Annotated in this window: 13 protein-coding genes and 1 rRNA gene; 3 read left to right on the top strand and 11 right to left on the bottom strand. The window is 43.3% G+C overall.

Annotated elements, in window-relative coordinates:
• From ACUB3H_RS07400 to ACUB3H_RS07360, 9 genes are all read right to left on the bottom strand, one after another.
• Window positions 1-229: ribosomal RNA gene (locus tag ACUB3H_RS07400) — 16S ribosomal RNA — on the bottom strand; the annotation flags it as partial.
• 245 nt (window positions 230-474) lie between these two features.
• Complete coding sequence (locus ACUB3H_RS07395) at window positions 475-2,436, bottom strand: toprim domain-containing protein (RefSeq protein WP_459130041.1); 1,962 nt, start codon at window positions 2,434-2,436, stop codon at window positions 475-477.
• The gene (locus tag ACUB3H_RS07390) at window positions 2,433-4,403 is read right to left on the bottom strand and encodes a penicillin-binding transpeptidase domain-containing protein (protein WP_459130040.1); all 1,971 of its coding nucleotides are present in this window, start codon (window positions 4,401-4,403) and stop codon (window positions 2,433-2,435) included. The genes ACUB3H_RS07395 and ACUB3H_RS07390 overlap by 4 nt, the downstream gene beginning before the upstream one ends.
• 8 nt (window positions 4,404-4,411) lie before the next feature.
• Entirely contained in the window at window positions 4,412-4,870 is a 459-nt protein-coding gene (gene ftsL, locus ACUB3H_RS07385; RefSeq protein ID WP_459130039.1) for a cell division protein FtsL, read from the bottom strand.
• A gap of 1 nt (window position 4,871) precedes the next feature.
• Complete coding sequence (rsmH, locus tag ACUB3H_RS07380) at window positions 4,872-5,792, bottom strand: 16S rRNA (cytosine(1402)-N(4))-methyltransferase RsmH (protein WP_459130038.1); 921 nt, start codon at window positions 5,790-5,792, stop codon at window positions 4,872-4,874.
• A 1-nt stretch (window position 5,793) separates the two neighbouring features.
• Window positions 5,794-6,225, bottom strand: a complete 432-nt coding sequence (gene mraZ / locus ACUB3H_RS07375; RefSeq protein ID WP_459130037.1) for a division/cell wall cluster transcriptional repressor MraZ — start codon at window positions 6,223-6,225, stop codon at window positions 5,794-5,796.
• Between the two features lie 121 nt (window positions 6,226-6,346).
• Window positions 6,347-7,102 (bottom strand): prolipoprotein diacylglyceryl transferase, encoded by a 756-nt coding sequence (lgt, locus tag ACUB3H_RS07370; RefSeq protein WP_459130036.1) that lies wholly within the window; start codon window positions 7,100-7,102, stop codon window positions 6,347-6,349.
• Complete coding sequence (gene yfmH, locus ACUB3H_RS07365; RefSeq protein ID WP_459130035.1) at window positions 7,099-8,358, bottom strand: EF-P 5-aminopentanol modification-associated protein YfmH; 1,260 nt, start codon at window positions 8,356-8,358, stop codon at window positions 7,099-7,101. The genes lgt and yfmH overlap by 4 nt, the downstream gene beginning before the upstream one ends.
• Window positions 8,351-9,595 (bottom strand): M16 family metallopeptidase, encoded by a 1,245-nt coding sequence (locus ACUB3H_RS07360; protein WP_459130034.1) that lies wholly within the window; start codon window positions 9,593-9,595, stop codon window positions 8,351-8,353. Before ACUB3H_RS07360 ends, yfmH begins: the two co-directional genes overlap by 8 nt.
• Window positions 9,596-9,705: 110 nt before the next feature.
• Between ACUB3H_RS07360 and ychF the strand changes: the two genes are divergently transcribed.
• Window positions 9,706-10,791 (top strand): redox-regulated ATPase YchF, encoded by a 1,086-nt coding sequence (gene ychF, locus ACUB3H_RS07355; protein WP_459130033.1) that lies wholly within the window; start codon window positions 9,706-9,708, stop codon window positions 10,789-10,791.
• 31 nt (window positions 10,792-10,822) lie between these two features.
• Here the strand turns inward: ychF and ACUB3H_RS07350 are convergent, their stop codons facing one another.
• Entirely contained in the window at window positions 10,823-14,104 is a 3,282-nt protein-coding gene (locus ACUB3H_RS07350; RefSeq protein ID WP_459130032.1) for a SpaA isopeptide-forming pilin-related protein, read from the bottom strand.
• A gap of 125 nt (window positions 14,105-14,229) precedes the next feature.
• Here ACUB3H_RS07350 and ACUB3H_RS07345 point away from each other — a divergent pair, with 125 nt between their 5' ends.
• Together ACUB3H_RS07345 and ACUB3H_RS07340 are read left to right on the top strand one after the other, a co-directional pair.
• Window positions 14,230-16,155 (top strand): NAD(+) synthase, encoded by a 1,926-nt coding sequence (locus tag ACUB3H_RS07345; protein WP_459130031.1) that lies wholly within the window; start codon window positions 14,230-14,232, stop codon window positions 16,153-16,155.
• The gene (locus ACUB3H_RS07340; protein WP_459130030.1) at window positions 16,152-16,829 is read left to right on the top strand and encodes an MBL fold metallo-hydrolase; all 678 of its coding nucleotides are present in this window, start codon (window positions 16,152-16,154) and stop codon (window positions 16,827-16,829) included. The genes ACUB3H_RS07345 and ACUB3H_RS07340 overlap by 4 nt, the downstream gene beginning before the upstream one ends.
• Before the next feature lie 10 nt (window positions 16,830-16,839).
• Here the strand turns inward: ACUB3H_RS07340 and ACUB3H_RS07335 are convergent, their stop codons facing one another.
• Complete coding sequence (locus tag ACUB3H_RS07335) at window positions 16,840-17,634, bottom strand: cysteine peptidase family C39 domain-containing protein (RefSeq protein ID WP_459130029.1); 795 nt, start codon at window positions 17,632-17,634, stop codon at window positions 16,840-16,842.
• Window positions 17,635-17,697: the final 63 nt, after the last annotated feature.

The raw sequence follows: 17,697 nt of genomic DNA, 5'->3' as shown, positions 1-17,697 counted from the left end.
TAAATCTTTTCCGATTAGTTCATGCGAACTTGTCGTCTATCAGGTATTAATCACCGTTTCCAGTGGCTATCCCTGTGTGAAGGGCAGGTTGCCCACGCGTTACTCACCCGTCCGCCGCTTTCCTTTAATCACTTTGACCGAAGTCTCTGTTCATAAATTCTCGCTCGACTTGCATGTGTTAGGCACGCCGCCAGCGTTCATCCTGAGCCAGGATCAAACTCTTAATTAACAGTTTAATTCTCTACCTCATCATCTGCTGTTTCAGTTTTCAACGTTCATGTCCTCGCTTACCGCGACAACGTTATTATCTTACAACAACCCTTAGGAACTTGTCAAGCACTTTTTTAAAAGTTTTTTTGGTTAACACGTTCTTTACGTGGTTGGTGCTTTATTAATATATAATAAATCCTAGGGTGGGTCAAGCACTTTTTTCTGTTTTTTCGAAAAAAATAAGCCTTCTTCTATTTTGAAGGCTTAACTGAGGTCTAATAGGTCTAAATAATCGCTTCCGCGTTCTTCGATTAGCTTTTTTCTTTCAGGTAGATTATCTCCGAGTAAAGCATCAAACGTATAATCTGCATGCTCACTTTCTTCATATAATACTTGAATAAGTCTTCTCGTCTTCGGATTCATGGTCGTAAGCCACATCATATCGGCATCGTTTTCACCGAGACCCTTGGATCGATGAACTTGTGCTCTCGAATCATCGAGCTTTCTTAGGATCTCATTCTTCTCTCCATCGGTAAAAGCAAAGTGACTCTTTCCTTTACTGACGATTTCAAAAAGCGGTGACTCTACAATATATACCTTTCCTGCTTTTAAGAGCTCAGGAGCCAAGGTATAAAAGAGTGTCAAAATAAGCGTTCGAATCTGATATCCATCGACGTCAGCGTCGGTTGCGATAATGATCTTATCGTAGCTTAAGTTCGATAGATCGATACTCGCAGAACGGTTCTTCCCTTTTGCTTCAACGACTCCACCTAGAACCTTCATGAGATCCATGATGATCTCGTTCTTTACAATCTTCGCTGCATCGCTCTTTAAGGTGTTTAGAATCTTACCTCTAACAGGAAATAGCGCTTGGAAGGTTGCATCGCGTCCGTTTTTACAAGCACCAAGTGCCGACTGACCTTCTACTATATATAATTCTCGCTCAGTCGGGTCCTTACTTCTGCAATCGACGTAGTTTGCTACTTTATTCGTGACGTCGCTCTTACCAGAGAGCGTCTTTTTAAGAGCCGTTCTCGTAAGATCAGCCTTTTCTCTACTATGTTTATTGACGAGCACCTGATCGAGGATTCGATTCATCGCTTCAGGATTTTCTGTAAAGAGAACCTCTAACTGACTTCGAATAGAGTCGGTCATAAAACGCTTTATAAAGAGATTACTGATGCTCTTTTTCGTCTGATTCTCATAGCTCGTCGTCGAACTAAAGGAGTTCGAGATCAGTAAGAGACTGTCCTGGATGTCGATGAAGTTGATCATCGACTCGCCCTTTTTATATTTATTCTGGTTTTTTAAGAAACGATCGATCTCATAGAGAAAAGCGTTCTTTACAGCTAAATCTGGAGATCCCCCATACGTTAAAGAAGAGGAGTTGTGGAAGTACTTGAGGTCCGTCACTTCGTTATTAAAGGTAAAGACGAGATCAAACTTCACTTGATAACTCGGTCGATCGGGTCTATCAGAGCCGACACCTTCGCCCTTTAATTCAAAGAAAGGAGTGATTTCCTTTCCTTCAGAAAGTTCTTCAATGTAGTCCCTTATACCTTTATGGTAGAAGTATTCCTTTGTCTCCTGGGTTCTTTCATTTATTAAGATAAAGCGAATGCCACTATTGACAACGGCTTGTTCTTTTAATGTATTTTCAAACCATTCGTCTTCAATGTGTATATCGGTAAAGACTTCAAGGTCTGGTTTCCAGGTGATGCTCGTTCCCGTGTCCTTCACCTTGATCGATTTCTTCTTGAGCCCGCCGATGTTCTCACCCTTTTCAAAGTGAAGCTCATAGACGTTTTCATCACGGTGAATTTCGACATCCATAAATTCGCTCGCATACTGCGTTGCACACAGTCCGAGTCCATTTAATCCTAGGGAATACTTGTAGTTTTCACCCTCGTTTGTATTGTACTTTCCTCCTGCATAGAGCTCCATGAAAATGAGCTCCCAGTTATGGCGCTGCTCTTTTCGGTTGTAGCCTACAGGAATTCCTCTCGCCTCGTCCTTGATCGTGATCGAATCATCACTATGAACGGTAAGCGTAATGACTTTTCCGTAGCCTTCTCTGGCCTCATCGATCGAGTTTGAGAGAATTTCAAAAATAGAGTGCTTACAACCCTCTAGACCATCTGAGCCAAAAATGACAGAAGGACGTTTTCTTACTCGGTCCGCCCCTTTGAGTGAACGAATCGATTCGTCGGTATACTGTTTACTCATTTCTTCGGTCCTAAATTCAAAATGATCTTCGCTCCCTTCATGACGCTTTGACCTGGTTTTGGATATTGGTCTATGACGACTGGGTTAGCCACATCATTGTTGTTAAAACTGTAAGATAAATTATAACCGGTTAAGAGGTCCTTGGCTTGAGCAGGTGATAAACCGATACAATCTGGAACGGAAATGACAGCATCCTTATTAACAGATCCCATGTCGACTCCACCGTAGCGGATGGCATTTTGCATAATGGTAAGAGCTAATCGAATGGAGCTGTTTCCTTTATAGATGGAACGGTCAGGGTCATCGACGATGACAAGTAAGGTGTACTTGGGATCATTCGCAGGTGCAAAGCAAGCGAAGGAATAGATGAAGCGCTTATCGGAATAGACGCCATCGATGAGCTTTTGCGTCGTTCCCGTCTTTCCTCCGATTCGGATGCCACCCGTTTCAAAGTTATAGTAACGAACAAGGTGCTCAAGTGCTGTTCGCATCTCTGCGCTCGTCTCTTTACTGATGACTTGTCTCAACACCTTAGGCTTGTACTCTTCTACAATAGAGCCGTCAGGAGCCGTAATCTTTTTAATGATGTGAGCTTCCATGAGTTTTCCATCGTTTACGACGGAATTAATGGCAGAAACCAATTGTAATGGCGTGACCGAATAACCTTGTCCGAAGGTCATGGTCGCAGACTCAACCGGCCCCACTTTCCTTCTCGGTTGAAAAGCAGGGAAACTCTCTACGCTTAGTCCTAAGTTCGAGCGGTAGGTCAAGTTAAAGGCTTGGAAGTAGTCGTATTGAAGATCGACTCCCATCTTGAGTCCCATTAATACGTGAGCGACGTTACAGGAATTGATAAGAGCCTGCTCGGTCGTCTGCACGCCGTGAGGATTTGGGAAAGATGCACAGCGAATCTCAGCGTCTGCAATCTTAATCGAGGCGTGCTTATCGACCCAGGTCGTATCCATTCTGAATCTTCCTGAGTCAATACCTGCTGCAACTGTTAGTATTTTACTGACGCTTCCTGGTTCATAGAGCCAGCTGAGTGCCGCATTCTTCCAGGTGCGGTAGACTTCACGAAGTCTCGAAGCTTCGTCTGTCACGCGCTCTGGTTCCGGCGATTCGACAAAATGAAAGGGATCATTCGGGTCGTAGTTTGGATACGTTCCCATACCTAAGACTTCACCCGTCTTCGTCTCTAGCATGATGGCCGTGATCATCTCCGGCTTATAATCATGGAAGCCTTGCTTAATGGCTGTATCAATATAATATTGAATCGTTCGATCTACTGACGTTACAATGTTATAACCGTCGATTGGTTCAAACTTTTCTTCATCACCCAAGACAAGGGGATTTCCCTGCCTATCCGTATCCATGACGTATTTTCCATTGAGTCCCTTTAGTACAGAGTCATAGCTCGACTCGAGACCACTGATGCCGTTACCTTGTGAGTTTGTCGTTCCGATAAAATTGGAAGCAAGTGTTCCCATAGGGTAATGACGCTTATACGATTCATGGACACTCATCCAACGAGGCTTGTCAGGCGATGCATAAATCTTGTCGAGTTGTTCTTTGGTCACAAAAGCTGCGAGCTTAAAGTTTTGTGCTTTTGAGCTCACCTTTTGATAAAAGTCATCCTTACTTAAACCGACTGTATCTTCTAGGAGCTTCAGTGATTTTTCAAGGGCTGCCTTCTTTTTATCATCCATGTTGTTGTAGTTTAGGTCGTTTTTATTAACCCATAAGTCGTACTGGCGCACGGAATAAGCAAGCTTATCTAAGTTGCGGTCTAAGATCGAACCACGAAGAGCTGGCTTATCGACGTCCTTTTTCGAGAGCGCCATAGCGCGAAAAGTGTATTCTTGATGCTTTATAAATTGTAAGGAAAAAATTCTAGCTGCAATTGCCAAAAAAAGAAGACATACCATTGCGTACGCTAGATACATCTTCGTTTTACGTTCTTTATTCATACGGTCCCCTACGGATTTTGTCCGTTCGATGCCTGCGTTTTATCTATCGACTTAACTATAACATCCTTCATCATCGGATTCAACGAATATTGCGTTACATCGTTAAGCACTCGCTTTTGCGAAACGTCAGGATGAACCATGCCTAGCTGTTCGCGGGCAATCGTTTCAATGGTCTGTGAATTATGCTTATTATCGATCTTAAGACGAAGTTCATTAATCTCATCTTTTAATGCTTCCACTTCGTCGGCTTTCTTCGCGTTTTCATACTTATAGTTATTGAGCTCTACATATCCCGTGACGACTTTTATACCTACGAGAAACGTCAAAATGAGAAGCAAAACATAGCCTCCCCAATTATGGAATCCACTTCCTTGTTGGCGACGGGCTTGCTTTTCGTTTACTTCTTTTATTCTTTTGTCGATATCTTCGTTATAGGCTTTGTCGAATTCACGAAAATCGAGCTTCATTTTAGTTCCTTTCGAACACCCTAAGTTTTGCGGAGTGACTTCTCGAGTTGAACTCCATTTCTTTTAAATTAGGAATGATCGGCTTCTTGGTGATGACTTTCCCGAGACTAACTTTTCCGCAGACGCACTGTGGAAGTTCCGGTGGACAGGTGCAAGGATTTTCTAGTACTTTAAAAAGCTGTTTTACGATTCGATCCTCTAAGGAATGGAAGGTAATGACAGCAAGTCTTCCACCAGGTTTTAACACGTTAATGATTCGTGTAAGCGATTCTTCGAGGTCACTCAGTTCATCGTTTACAGCGATTCGAAGTGCCTGAAAGGTGCGCTTTGCAGGATGCTTATGATCTCTTGCTCCTTGTGGTACGGCACGCTTAATCGCATCGACTAATTCAAAGGTTGTCTCTATCGGACGTCTTTCTACGATAATTTGTGCAATCCTCTTGGCCCAGCGCTCTTCTCCGTACTCCCAAAGGATCCTTTGAATCTCTTCTTCCGAATACTCGTTTACGATCGTCTTTGCACTTAAACTCTGTGACTGATCCATACGCATGTCGAGCGGTGCATCTTGCTGGAAACTAAAGCCTCGTTCTCCCTCGTCTATTTGATAACTGGAGACACCGAGGTCTAAGAGTGCTCCATCGAGGCCCTCGAGCTCGAGTTCACGAACGAGAAGATCGGCATTTAAGTAGTCGCCTTTTGCGAGGACAAAATTTCCGCCGATGTCCTGAAGCTTCGAAAGAGACGTTTCAAGGGCAGCATCGTCCTTATCCATGGCGATGAGAACACCGTCCTCAAGTTTTTCTAATATTCTCGAGGAGTGACCTGCTCCCCCGACCGTTCCGTCGAGATAAGCACCATCGGGCTTAATCTGTAACATTTCAATTGTTTCTTCTAATAGGACACTAATGTGACGGAATTCCATGCTAAATACCTAAATTCTCAAGGTTAGAAGCCAAGTCGTCGTAGTTGAGATTTTCAGGATCTGTGTATGCCAGCCAGTTTTCCTTCGCCCAGAGCTCTAACCGGTTTCCGACGCCAGTGATAATGAGCTCCTTATCTATTTCAGCAAACTCCCTTAAATATTGTGGTATGAGAATGCGGCCTTGACGGTCCATCGTGACATCGCTTGTACCAGAAAGGAATACACGGCTAAATGCACGATTGGATGGAGATGTAATAGAGCCTTCTGTCAGTGCTTTGGCATAGCGTTCCCATTCCGGAGCAGGAAATGCGAACAGAGATTTATTGAGTCCCTTTGTTATATAAAAGCACTCACCCAATTCTTCTCTGAACTTTGGCGGAACGCTCACGCGCCCCTTTGTATCCACCGTATTGGTGAACTCTCCAAAAAACATGCTGGCTCCTTAGGGAATTACATCCACTTTCTACCACTTTCTACCACTTTGACCCCATTTTACAACAAAAAAATAGCCCCTGCAAGGGCTATTTGAGTTTTTGTTGAACTTTTTCCTAATTCTATTCGTTGGCTTTTCTCGTTCTGCTTCCTAGAAAATAGAGGATTGAGAAGACGACGATCGTCGTTAAACTCACTAACTGAGCCGTTCGAAAGGGTCCCACGTAGAGTGAATCCGTGCGCAGGCCTTCGATAAAGTAGCGACCGATCGAATAATAAATGCCATAGGCCAAAAATACTTGACCGTCAAATTTCTTTCTGCGATAGAGGATGAGTAGGAGCACAAATCCCAAAAGATTCCACATCGACTCGTAGAAGAACGTCGCATAGTACCAGACGCCATGAACGTTTGTAGCGAGTGGGAAAAATTGGTGCGCAACATTTGTTACGACATCTCCGTGGGCTTCTCCATTCATGAAGTTTCCCCAGCGGCCAATGGCTTGAGCAAGGATCAGTCCAGGAGCTACCATATCGGCGATGGCTTCAAAGGGAAGCTTCTTGATTTTCGTATAGATAAATCCCGAAAGAACGCCGAAGATGACGCCACCGTGAATGGCAAGGCCCCCCTCACGGATGTTCATCATGCGAAGGATATCGCCTTGATAGAGATCGAGATTAAAAAGGACATACCAAATACGAGCTCCAATGATCCCACAGGGAAGAACGACGATCAGTAGATCATAGATGTCATCCTCTTTCATTCCCTTTTCTTTCGCAAAGCGCAAAAGAAGCGTCGCTGCTAAAAACATTCCTAAGGCAATGAGGATGCCGTACCATCTCACTTCGATACCGAATAGTTCAAAAGCTACTGGATTCAATCTTTTTTCCTTCCTATGACGCTGAATACGTCAGGTCCAACAAATAGGTCTTTAAAATCATCAATGTGTATCTCCGAGACAATCTCAGGGAACGTAAACATATCTACCCCATTAAAGTGGGATTCCATATATTGAAGGGCAATGTTTGAAATGGAATTAAATCCCATCAAGTATCTACCGAGGAATTTCTTCTTGATAAGATCGATCTCATCCTGTGGTATTCCCTCTTCCTTCACTGCTTGAAGCGTTTCTATGATCTTTTCTCGAACGACTTCTGGCTGTTTCGATTCTCCACTAATGTGAATAAAGCGGAACTTGGGACCATAGGAATACTGGACATCGAGGTCATTTAAGAGTCCCTTTTCATAGAGATCTTTAAAGAAGTCGGATCCCTTTCCAAAGAGAACATCGAGGATAATGGAATATTTGACCATCCTTCTGTAACTTAACGCTTTATCCTCGATCGGTTCAAGCTTTAATAAGTAGCTAAAGGAAGGAAGTTCTGTATCCCATTCTTCAAAGAGCAGACGATCTTTTGGAACTGTCTTATCTTCAGGGATGATGGGCTTCGCTTCTTCCTTTTTCACAAGGTAGCGTTCAGGAAGCATCTCGATGATCTTTTGCATGTCTTCTTTTTTGAAGTCTCCTATGACAAAGAGGAACATGTTTGAGGGCGTATAAAAATGCTCTAAAATTTGATCGAGCGTTTCTTTCGTGACGAGCTCGATCGATTCCTTCGTTCCAGCTATTTCCTTTCCGATGGGATGGATGGGATAAAGCACCTTTAGTCCATTGTGAAAGGCACGGTAGTCGGGATTATCAAGGTAGAGATCAATTTCTCTACGGATGACAGGACGCTCCTTTTCAATGCCTTCTTCTGTATAGTTAGAATTAGGAGCTTCGAGGTGCATCTTTAGAGCTTCGTAGAAGTTTAGGGGTGCCGTATAATAAAAGGAAGTGATTTCATGAGAAGTAAAGGCATTGACACTAGAACCTAGTTTTCCCATCTCTTCCATTAAGTTTCGCTTCTTGTTTTCAAAGAGCTTATGCTCTAGAAAGTGAGCAGAGCCATAGGGATGCGTGATCTCTACACCATCTCTTGTTATGAAATTTGTAAAAAAGCCTCCAAAGCCGATGGTAAGAAACGCTCCCTTATTCATGATGCCTGGCTTTGGATAGAGGATAATCTTAAAGCCTGAGGGAAGCGTTTCCTCAAAGTAGCGTTCCTTTAGCTTTTCCGATTTTACTTCATTCATTCTTTACACCTATTAGTCTAAAACTCGTTGTGAGTTCAAAGTGCTTCATCGCTTCAATGACATCTTCTCTTGTCACGCGATTAAAAATCTCTACGCGTTCGTTGAGATTATGCTTCATGCCAAAGAGGTCCTGAAGAAATTCATAATCCACTCGAGTCATCTGTTTATCGTAAAGAGAAATCATGGAAAGGGCGCAGTTGAGTCTTGCGACCTCAAAGGCACTATCCGTAAAATCTCCTTTTTTAATTCGCTCCACACACGATTCAATCTCTGTACGTACGAGTTCCCACTCCTTCTCTTCAAAGGCCGTATGTAAAAACATGGTCGCACGGTACTTGTCGTACTTCGTATAAGCGTAGTAGACGCTCGAATGCTCTTCGCGTAGGGACTGAAAGAGAAGCGACGTCGTATCGCCACCTAATAGTTCTGCAGCCACTTGTGAAGCGGAGATGAGCGGATGATCATAGCGAAAGTCACTTAAGTAAGCTTGAACGAGGATGGACTGATTGATGTCAAATTCCTCCGTTTCTTCCTTTTTCGTATGATCAATTCCTAAGCGTTCGACAGAAACACTTTCACATCGATCCCTTCCCACATGATTTTCAAAATCACCGTGACGGTAGAGATAGATTCTCTCACTCGTTAGAAGCTCATAGTAGTACTCCGTAAGTTCTTGTCGAGTGATCGACTTTAACGTCTCTAAATCTCCGTACTTATAGATCCCATAGGGCGTTCCCTTAAAGTGAAGTTCGACACAACGCCTGTGGGCATAGGCAGAAGGATTCTTTTGAAGATTTTCTAAGTCATCTAAGAGTTGTCTTTTTTCCGATTGAAAAATGGCTTCATCGAAGAGCCCATCCTTATCTAAGTAGGGCTCCGTTAAAATCGAAAGATAGAACTTTTCCAATCGTTCCGTGAGATCGTTCGAGGAATCAAGGAATTTATAATTTGGAAAAACCACTTTATATTCAAAGACGATCTGATCGCGGTATTTATTCATGTCAAAATAGACACTAGCACCCATCAGATTATCTTCTTCATTACTAATCGCTTTTAAGGAAGGGAATTCTTTTGAGGCAAAGCTCAAGATGTTTCCTAAGAGTGTTCCCATCGATGCTTCTCTAGAACTTAAGGGTCTAACAATGTATAAGCTAATGACGTTCGTTTTAAAGGCTGGATGAAAAATATCTCGTGTGAAGACGGGTCGGTTTCCAAAAAGCCTGTGCTGAATGCTCAAATCGCACCTCCATAACATGTTCATTATAGCATGAAAAAACTGAGGCTCTGTGTTATAGTACTCATAGTAAAGAAAGTTCCTTCCACCCGGAAGTAAAGGAGATATAGCGAATGAAACTAGGTATTGTAGGTCTACCTAACGTAGGAAAGAGTACACTTTTTAACGCCATTACAAAGGCCAAGGCAGAGTCTGCCAACTACCCCTTCTGTACGATTGAACCGAACATCGGTGTCGTAGACGTACCCGATAAGAGACTTCAAGTGTTAAGCGATATGCACCACTCAGAGCGTATCGTCCCTGCAAGCGTTGCTTTTTTTGACATTGCAGGTCTCGTTAAGGGTGCTAGTAAAGGTGAAGGTTTAGGTAATAAGTTCTTAAGTCACATCCGTGAAGTCGATGCCATCCTTCACGTCGTAAGAGCTTTTGAGGATCCAAATGTCATTCACGTCGAAGGAAGCATCGGTCCCAAAAGAGACATTGAAACGATTCAACTAGAACTCATCCTTGCCGACATGGAGACCATGGAAAAGCGCATTCAAAAGCTTGAAAAGCAAGCCAAGGGTGATAAGACAGCTCAAGCTGAACTCGACTTTGCAAAGAAAGTGCTCGAGCACCTAACGAACGAAAAGGGAGCGAATACCTTAGAGGTCGATGAAAAAGAAAAGGAATTCTTAGATAACTATCAACTTCTAACAGCAAAGCCTGTCATCTACGTTGCCAATATTTCAATGGATGAGATTGGTTCATCCAATCCAAGACTGGAAGAGATCGAAGCCATCGCAAAGAGCGAGCATGCCAGCATGATTCCCATCAGTGCTCAAATTGAACAAGAGATCGCAGAACTCGATAGCGATGATAAAAAAGCTTTTCTAGAAGAACTCGGCCTTGAAGAATCAGGACTCGATCGACTCATTCAAGAGAGCTATTCGATTCTAAATCTCATGAGCTTCATAACGACTGGTGAGATGGAAACGAGAGCTTGGACCATCAGAAAAGGTACGCGTGCTCAAAATGCAGCTGGTAAAATTCACTCCGACATTGAACGTGGCTTCATTCGTGCAGAAATCGTAAGCTATGACGATCTCATTCATTCTGGAGACATGGTAAAAGCTAAAGAAAAAGGTCTCGTAAGACTCGAAGGAAAAGACTACATCATGCAAGACGGTGACATCGTTCACTTCCGCTTTAACGTATAAAAAGCTCCCATAGGGAGCTTTTTTCATTCGTCTATCTCATTCTTTTGGCAATGAGTAGGATACCAGCACCTGCCAAGAGAAATACAATGGCAGGATTCATAGAATAGTTAAATCCGGTCTTTGGAAGGGTTGGCTTCTCTTTCTTTGTGACTTTCGTTTCCTTATCTGCAAGGACTTCTTTCTTTAATGCATTTTCGATCGTGACGTGGTTTACGCGGTGCTCTCTATCGACCTTTACTTCAAATTTTTGAGGATTCAACTCGTAATTTTCAGCCGTTTCCTTTTGTTCTACGGTAAAATCTCCCTCGTTTAGATCGACACTTGCAGAACCGGTATTGTCTGTGATGAGTTCGACCTTTGTCTCCCCACCGATTTCAATCTTACTATTTGCGATCGGTTTCTTTGAATCGGCGTCGATGACGAGCACCGTAATCGTTCCCCCAGCACGTCTCAAGAAGATATCGAAGTACTGCGTTCCCGTGGCTTCACGAATTTCGATCGCTTGTGATTCTAAACGAGCATAACCTGCTGGAGCTTTTTCTACACTGATCGTATACTTTCCTACAGGAAGAGCGCGGAAAACATCGCCATCTTTTGGCGTAAAGGTCTTAACGACGACTCCCTTTTCATCGGTGAGTTTTAGTGTGACATCCTTTACTGGTTCCTTCGTCGCCTCGTCGAAAACTCGAAAGCCAGTCTTGGTCGCATTATTTACATACGTAAAGTCCATTACCTTCTCAGAGTCAATGCGGAAGTAGCGTTTGGCTGCATCCTTTACAAAGCCCTTTGGCGCTTCGGTCTCACGAATGAAGTAATCTCCCTTTGGAATGGAGAAGGAAATTTTTCCTTGGTCATCCGTAACAGCTTCTTTATACGTCTTTCCATCCATGGTTAGGATTTCAAAGTGCGCATCCTTTAGAGCATTTCCTAGTTCATCGGTCTTTTTTAAGATGACATTATCTGCTCTACCCTGGGCTTTAAGAACGACCTCTTGAAGCTTCGACGTTTCCTGTAATTCAAAGACCATTTCCTTTGGTTTTTCAAAGTTCTCTGGAACACTCACCGCTTGAAGCTTATACGTTCCAGGAACGAGGCGCTCGATGGTTCTCGCGCTATCCTTTGAACTCCAGCTATCGACGAGATTTCCCTTTTCCGTAAAGAGCTTGAGGTTCGCTCCTACAATCGGATTCATCTTTTCATCGACAATTTTCATACTGAGCTTCGTCGGAAGCATCGTAAAGGTCACAACCGTTTGTTCCTTTTTTACCTCAGCCGTTTGTTCTGTTTGAGTTGCAACAAACCCGCTCACGCCCTTTGTCTGTAACACTTTGTAAGGGCCATAGGGTAGTGTTGCTAAGAGACTACTGACTTCATCTTTTTTTACTAGCGTCTCTTTATCATTTTTAATTTCATAACTCGCCCCCTCTAATGCTTTACCTTTAGGGTCTAAGGTTCTGACGAGGAGCTCTCCACTGTTTTTCTGGAAGCGAATCGTCACAACCTGCTCTGCCTTCACCTCCTTCACTTCGAAATCCTTTACAGCCTCCGTGTTATAGGGCTCTGGTGCACTCTTCACATGAAGCTTTACGACTCCTACAGGAAGTCCTCTAAGAGTTACGCCGTCCTTTACGCTCGTGACGCTTTCTAATAGCTTTCCTTTCTCGTCGGTCACGTCGATCTTTACGTTTTCTAGCGGTGCATCCGTTTCATTTACGCAGTGAATTTTTACATTGGTCTTTTGATTGGTAATCGTAAGGGTCTGATCTTCTTTAACGGTGACTTTCTGATCATCTTCACGAACGTAACCTGGAAGCGCTTCATCCTCCTTGATCGTGTATTCCCCCTCTAGGAGTGTCGCTTCAATCTTTCCTTGTTCGTCGGTCTTTGAACGAAGAACCTCCTTTCCCTTTTCATCTAGGATCGTAAAGCCGACTCCCTGAAGGGCTTTCTTTGTCACTTCATCGATCTTTTGAAGAATGAATGTTGTAGCGTTTTTTTGAGCCACGAGCTGGAACTTCTGAACACCCGCTTGATCCTTTACAAGAATCTCCTCAGCTTTAGGGAGCGCATAACCTTGAGGACTCGTAAGTGGAGTAATCGTGTACGTTCCCTTAGGAATCTCTGAGAGAATGATCTCCTTCTCTTCCGTCTTTAGCTTTGGTCCCGTAGTCCCTCCGACTGGAAGAAGAGAAATTTCAAAGCCTGGTACAGGTGCTTTCGTAATTTCATCGATAACTTCAAAAGCAACCTGAATCGGATCATTCTTTACCTCGATCACGACGGGTTCTTCATTACCGATGACGACTTCATGTTGCGTTCCATCGGTTACAAAACCCGGTAGGGCCTTTGTTTCTTTCACAAAGTATGTATCATAGGCGACGCCAGAAAAGGTTGCCTCACCCATTTCATTCGTTGTCGTTTTGCTCACTTCGTTCCCATCTTTTGAAAGGAGTGAGAAAGTGACGCCCGCTAACGGTGTTCCCTTAGCATCCGTTTTTTTAATAACGACGCTACCTTGAGGTTTGGCATTTACCTTAATAGTAAAATTCAACTGAAGATCTTTACTTAAGCCAGTCTGGATCATCTCTTGTCTATTAGGAGCTCCAATCCAGTAGGTTGTAGGCACTAAGGGAACTCCTTCTACTGGTACAAGAATGGCCTCTTCTGTTCCCTCCTTTACTCCTTCTAAGAAAAGATTATTCGAAGTGATTTCTGCAACTACTAATTCTGGCTTTTTGTAGAAAATATATTTTTCAAGAACTCCTGATTCATCGTGAAATTCCTTTTTCTCACCGACATTTAATTCAAGCGTTTTTCCTCGAATAGCACTGTAATATCTTAACTGTTCATAACGTTCGAGAACGGTTTCGTGGAGTTCCTTGAGTCCTTCCACGACCCATTTGCGATTCGATCCGGGCTTTTCAATTTTTCCATCCAAATCTTTGTAAAAGTTCAAAAGTGACCAAATTGCTAGCTGTGTTTTTATGTAGTCATCATCTTTCTTCTCCGATGCATACCATCCGAGTGCTACAGCTAGTTCCAGCTTTTCTTGCGTTTCTTTTGGAATGGCATCAAACGTATCAAAGTGATTATACCGTTCGTCCACTGCTTTTCCGGGATTGAGGCAAAATACCATTTGACCATCTAAAAAGTACTTATTTAAGGTAAAATACGTGGCATTCCCATTCTTATCCGTATAGTAATATTCCCCCAATCTAGTCATTTCCGGCTTTTTCGGCCTCTCTACGAGTGCAAATCCGACATTTCCAAAGATCATTGCCAACACTAACATACAAACGATTATTTTTTTCATTCCTTCTCCTTTCAAGATCATCCTAATGGAACAAGAAAAAAGAAGAACTCTTTTTAAGAAGCTTGCTATGAAGGAACTTGTTCCACTCGAGGGTTCCTTTGGTATAATGGGAAAAGGAGGGAAAAATGATACTTAGTGACTACGGTTTTATCCGTGTAGGAACAGCCGTTCCTACCGTTGAGATTGCAGATCCGATAAAAAATGCGGATAGCATGATTGAACTCATACTTGAGGCTGAAGAAAAAGGCATTGAAGTCTTAGTACTTCCAGAGCTCGCGCTCACTGGTTATTCCTGTGGTGAACTTTTTAATCAGACGCTTCTTTTAGAAAAAGCGAACGAAAGTGTTCAGAGGATGCTTGAAAAGACTGTGAATACGAATGTACTCGCCGTCTTTGGAATGCCACTACGCGTCATGAACCGCCTTTATAATGTGGCATGCGTCATTCAAGCAGGTGAAGTGTTGGCCTTTGTTCCTAAGATTCACATGCCAAACTACAGAGAATTTTACGAGTATCGCTGGTTCACAGGAGCTCAGGAATTAAATGAAGAGAGCGTTCTCTTCCTAGGTAAAAACGTTCCTATTTCAGATAACCTCATCCTCTCTGACGAAGAGTCTTCGCTTCGAATCGCCATTGAAATCTGTGAAGACCTCTGGGTACCAAACGCACCTAGTATTCGTCACGCACAAAGAGGTGCAAATATCATCCTAAACCTCTCATCAAGTAATGAGACGATGAATAAATCGGTGGAGAGAAGAAATCTCGTAAAACTAAGAAGTGATACGCAAAAATGCGGTTACGTCTATACTTCTAGTGGATATGAAGAATCGACAGGAGAAGTCATTTTTAGCGGTCACTGCCTTATTGCAAGCGACGGAGATATCCTCTACGAAGATCGCTTCATGGAAAAGGGACGCATCGGCTTTTCCGATATCGACTACGAGATGTTATCACTCGAAAGACAGCGCACAAACTCGTTTGAAAATAACCTCGATAGCTACATCATCGTCCCCTTTAAGAGACATCCCTTTGACGTCGAACTCACGACGACCTACTGCTCTCACCCATTCCTTCCGGAACCAGGAGATACACAGGCTCTAAAGGATGTTCTTAAGCTTCAATCGATCGGTCTCATGCAAAGACTGAAGCGTACAAACATTGAAAACATTCACCTCGGAGTGAGTGGTGGTCTCGATTCCACCTGGGCATTAATCGTTGCGAAGAACGCCTATGAACTCATGGGAAAAGACACGAGTCACATTCAAGCGATCAGCATGCCTGGCCTCGGAACGAGTGAACAGACGAAAGAAAATATCAAAAAGCTCATGACCTCACTCGGCATTAACTACAGAGAAATTCCGATTGAAGCGAGCGTTCTTCAGCACTTTAAAGACGTTTCACATGACCCAGAAGATATGACCGTCATGTACGAAAACGCGCAAGCCCGTGAACGCACACAGATTCTCTTTGACCTTGCGAATAAAGAAAAGGGAATGGTCTTAGGTACGGGTGATCTTTCGGAAATTGCTCTCGGTTGGTCTACTTATAACGGAGACCACATGAGTCACTACAATGTGAACGCATCTGTTCCAAAGACACTCATTCGATGCCTCATGGGCTGGTATGCAGAAGAAAGCAATGGCGCCGTTAAGGAAGCGCTCTTCGATGTCCTTGAGACACCCATTTCCCCAGAGCTTCTCCCGACCGATAAAACTGGTGGCATCGCACAAAAGACTGAAGAAATTATCGGAAGCTACGACGTGAACGACCTCTTCCTCTACTACTTCATTGGACTCGGTTTCTCACCCAAGAAACTCTTAGAGGTCGCATACCTTGCGTTTAATAAGAAGATTTCAAGAAAAGACCTTGCAAAAGATCTTAAGAACTTCTATCGTCGCTTTATCAATGCACAGTTTAAACGTAACGCCGCTCCTGATGGACCAAAGGTGACAAAGATCAGCCTCTCTGCAAAGGGTGACTTTAGACTTCCAGCTGACGTCTCAACCGGCATGTGGCTCAGGGAAATGGAGGAATTGGAGGCTACGCTTTGAAGCTTCAATACATCTACAATAGCTCTTTTCACATAGAAACAGAGCATTATCAAATTCTCTTTGACTACTTTCAAGGAAAAGTCGATCTCCACCCAGAAAAACCCTGCCTCTTTGTCGTAACTCATGGTCATAGCGATCACTACGACCCCTTCATCTTTGAGATGGCAAGAGTCGGTGATCTCTTTCTCCTTTCAAGTGACATCGAAGTGGAAGAAAGCGAAAACGTGAAAGTCGTATCCCCCTTCGAAAAGGGAACCATCGGTCCCTTTAAGTATGAGACGAGCGGATCGACCGATGCAGGAATTAGTATCCTTTTAGAGATCGAAGGAAAAACGATCCTTCATGCAGGTGACTTAAATGAATGGGTATGGCCAGAAGATTCTCCCGAAGAAGTCGAGGCCATGAAAAAAGACTTTAAGCGCTTTGTCGATGAATTTAAAGGAAAACAAGTGGATGTCGGTTTCTTTCCCGTCGATGCAAGACTTGAGGAACAGTACATTAAAGGTCCTCTTTACTTTATCGAAACCGTTCGCCCGAAGGTCTTTGTTCCGATGCACTTTAGAGAACACTTCGATATCTTAAATGACTTTGGAAAAAGAGCAGGTTCTCCCTACTCCAAGCTTTGGATTCCGACATTTGAATATGATACTTACAACGAAGAGACCGAAGGCTAAGCCTTCGGTCTTAATTTCCTACTGCGATTAAATTGGGCCACCAACGAAGAATGGCATTGGATAGTTCTCTGGCCTTATAATAGCGATTTTCCCCTACATACGTTCCGTCCGAGCGCTTCTTTCCCCAGCTCATGGGATCGTACGTTTCAAAGTAGAGTTCATCTTCGATGACTCGATAACCCTTTACGATAATAAAGTGTCCACCTTGAAAGTCATAGAATCGACCGAACTTATTGCTCTTTGAATTAAAGGTCAAGTACGTCGTGTCGATACAGATGATGGCAATATTCCCATTATCGATGACTTCAGTAAGATCGTTTGGCTCCTTGTATTCCTTTACGTGCGTTGGTACATCTCTTCCTCGTAGGAAATCTGTGATGTCATTTGTAAACCACCAACCACCATCAGGGCGAATGAGCTGTCTTGCTTCTTCTGGTGTCTCTTTCACTTCTCCTAGGTACCACTTGGTTGCCATGACCGCCGTACAAGGACCACAGTTTTCTCCTGAAAACTGTCCGCTTTCTCCTTGATCGTAGTACCAGTTGTAGGATTTATTTAAGCTTTTACGTTCTTCTTTTGTAGGCTTCTCTTCCTCAGTTCCCTTCGAGGGTACAACAATCTGAATCGATTGATTCTCTTTCGTTCGTTCGATCGCTTCAGCTCTTGCGCGCTCACGCTCTTCTTCGCTCTGAACCTTGACTTCTGTTTGAACTACAGCGGGTTCTTGAGTTGGTACAGGCATTTCTTTTGGCTGGTTGCATCCAACGAGAAAAAGTAAGAGGAGAGGGATGATAATTCTTTTCATACGTCCTCCACTCTACTATTATACCAACTTTTAGGTATTTAAAAAGGAAGCTTTTGCTTCCTT

This window comes from Guggenheimella bovis, assembly GCF_054492335.1.
The sequence above is the reverse complement of the archived record's forward strand: the minus strand, read 5'-3'. Positions and strand labels throughout refer to the sequence as shown.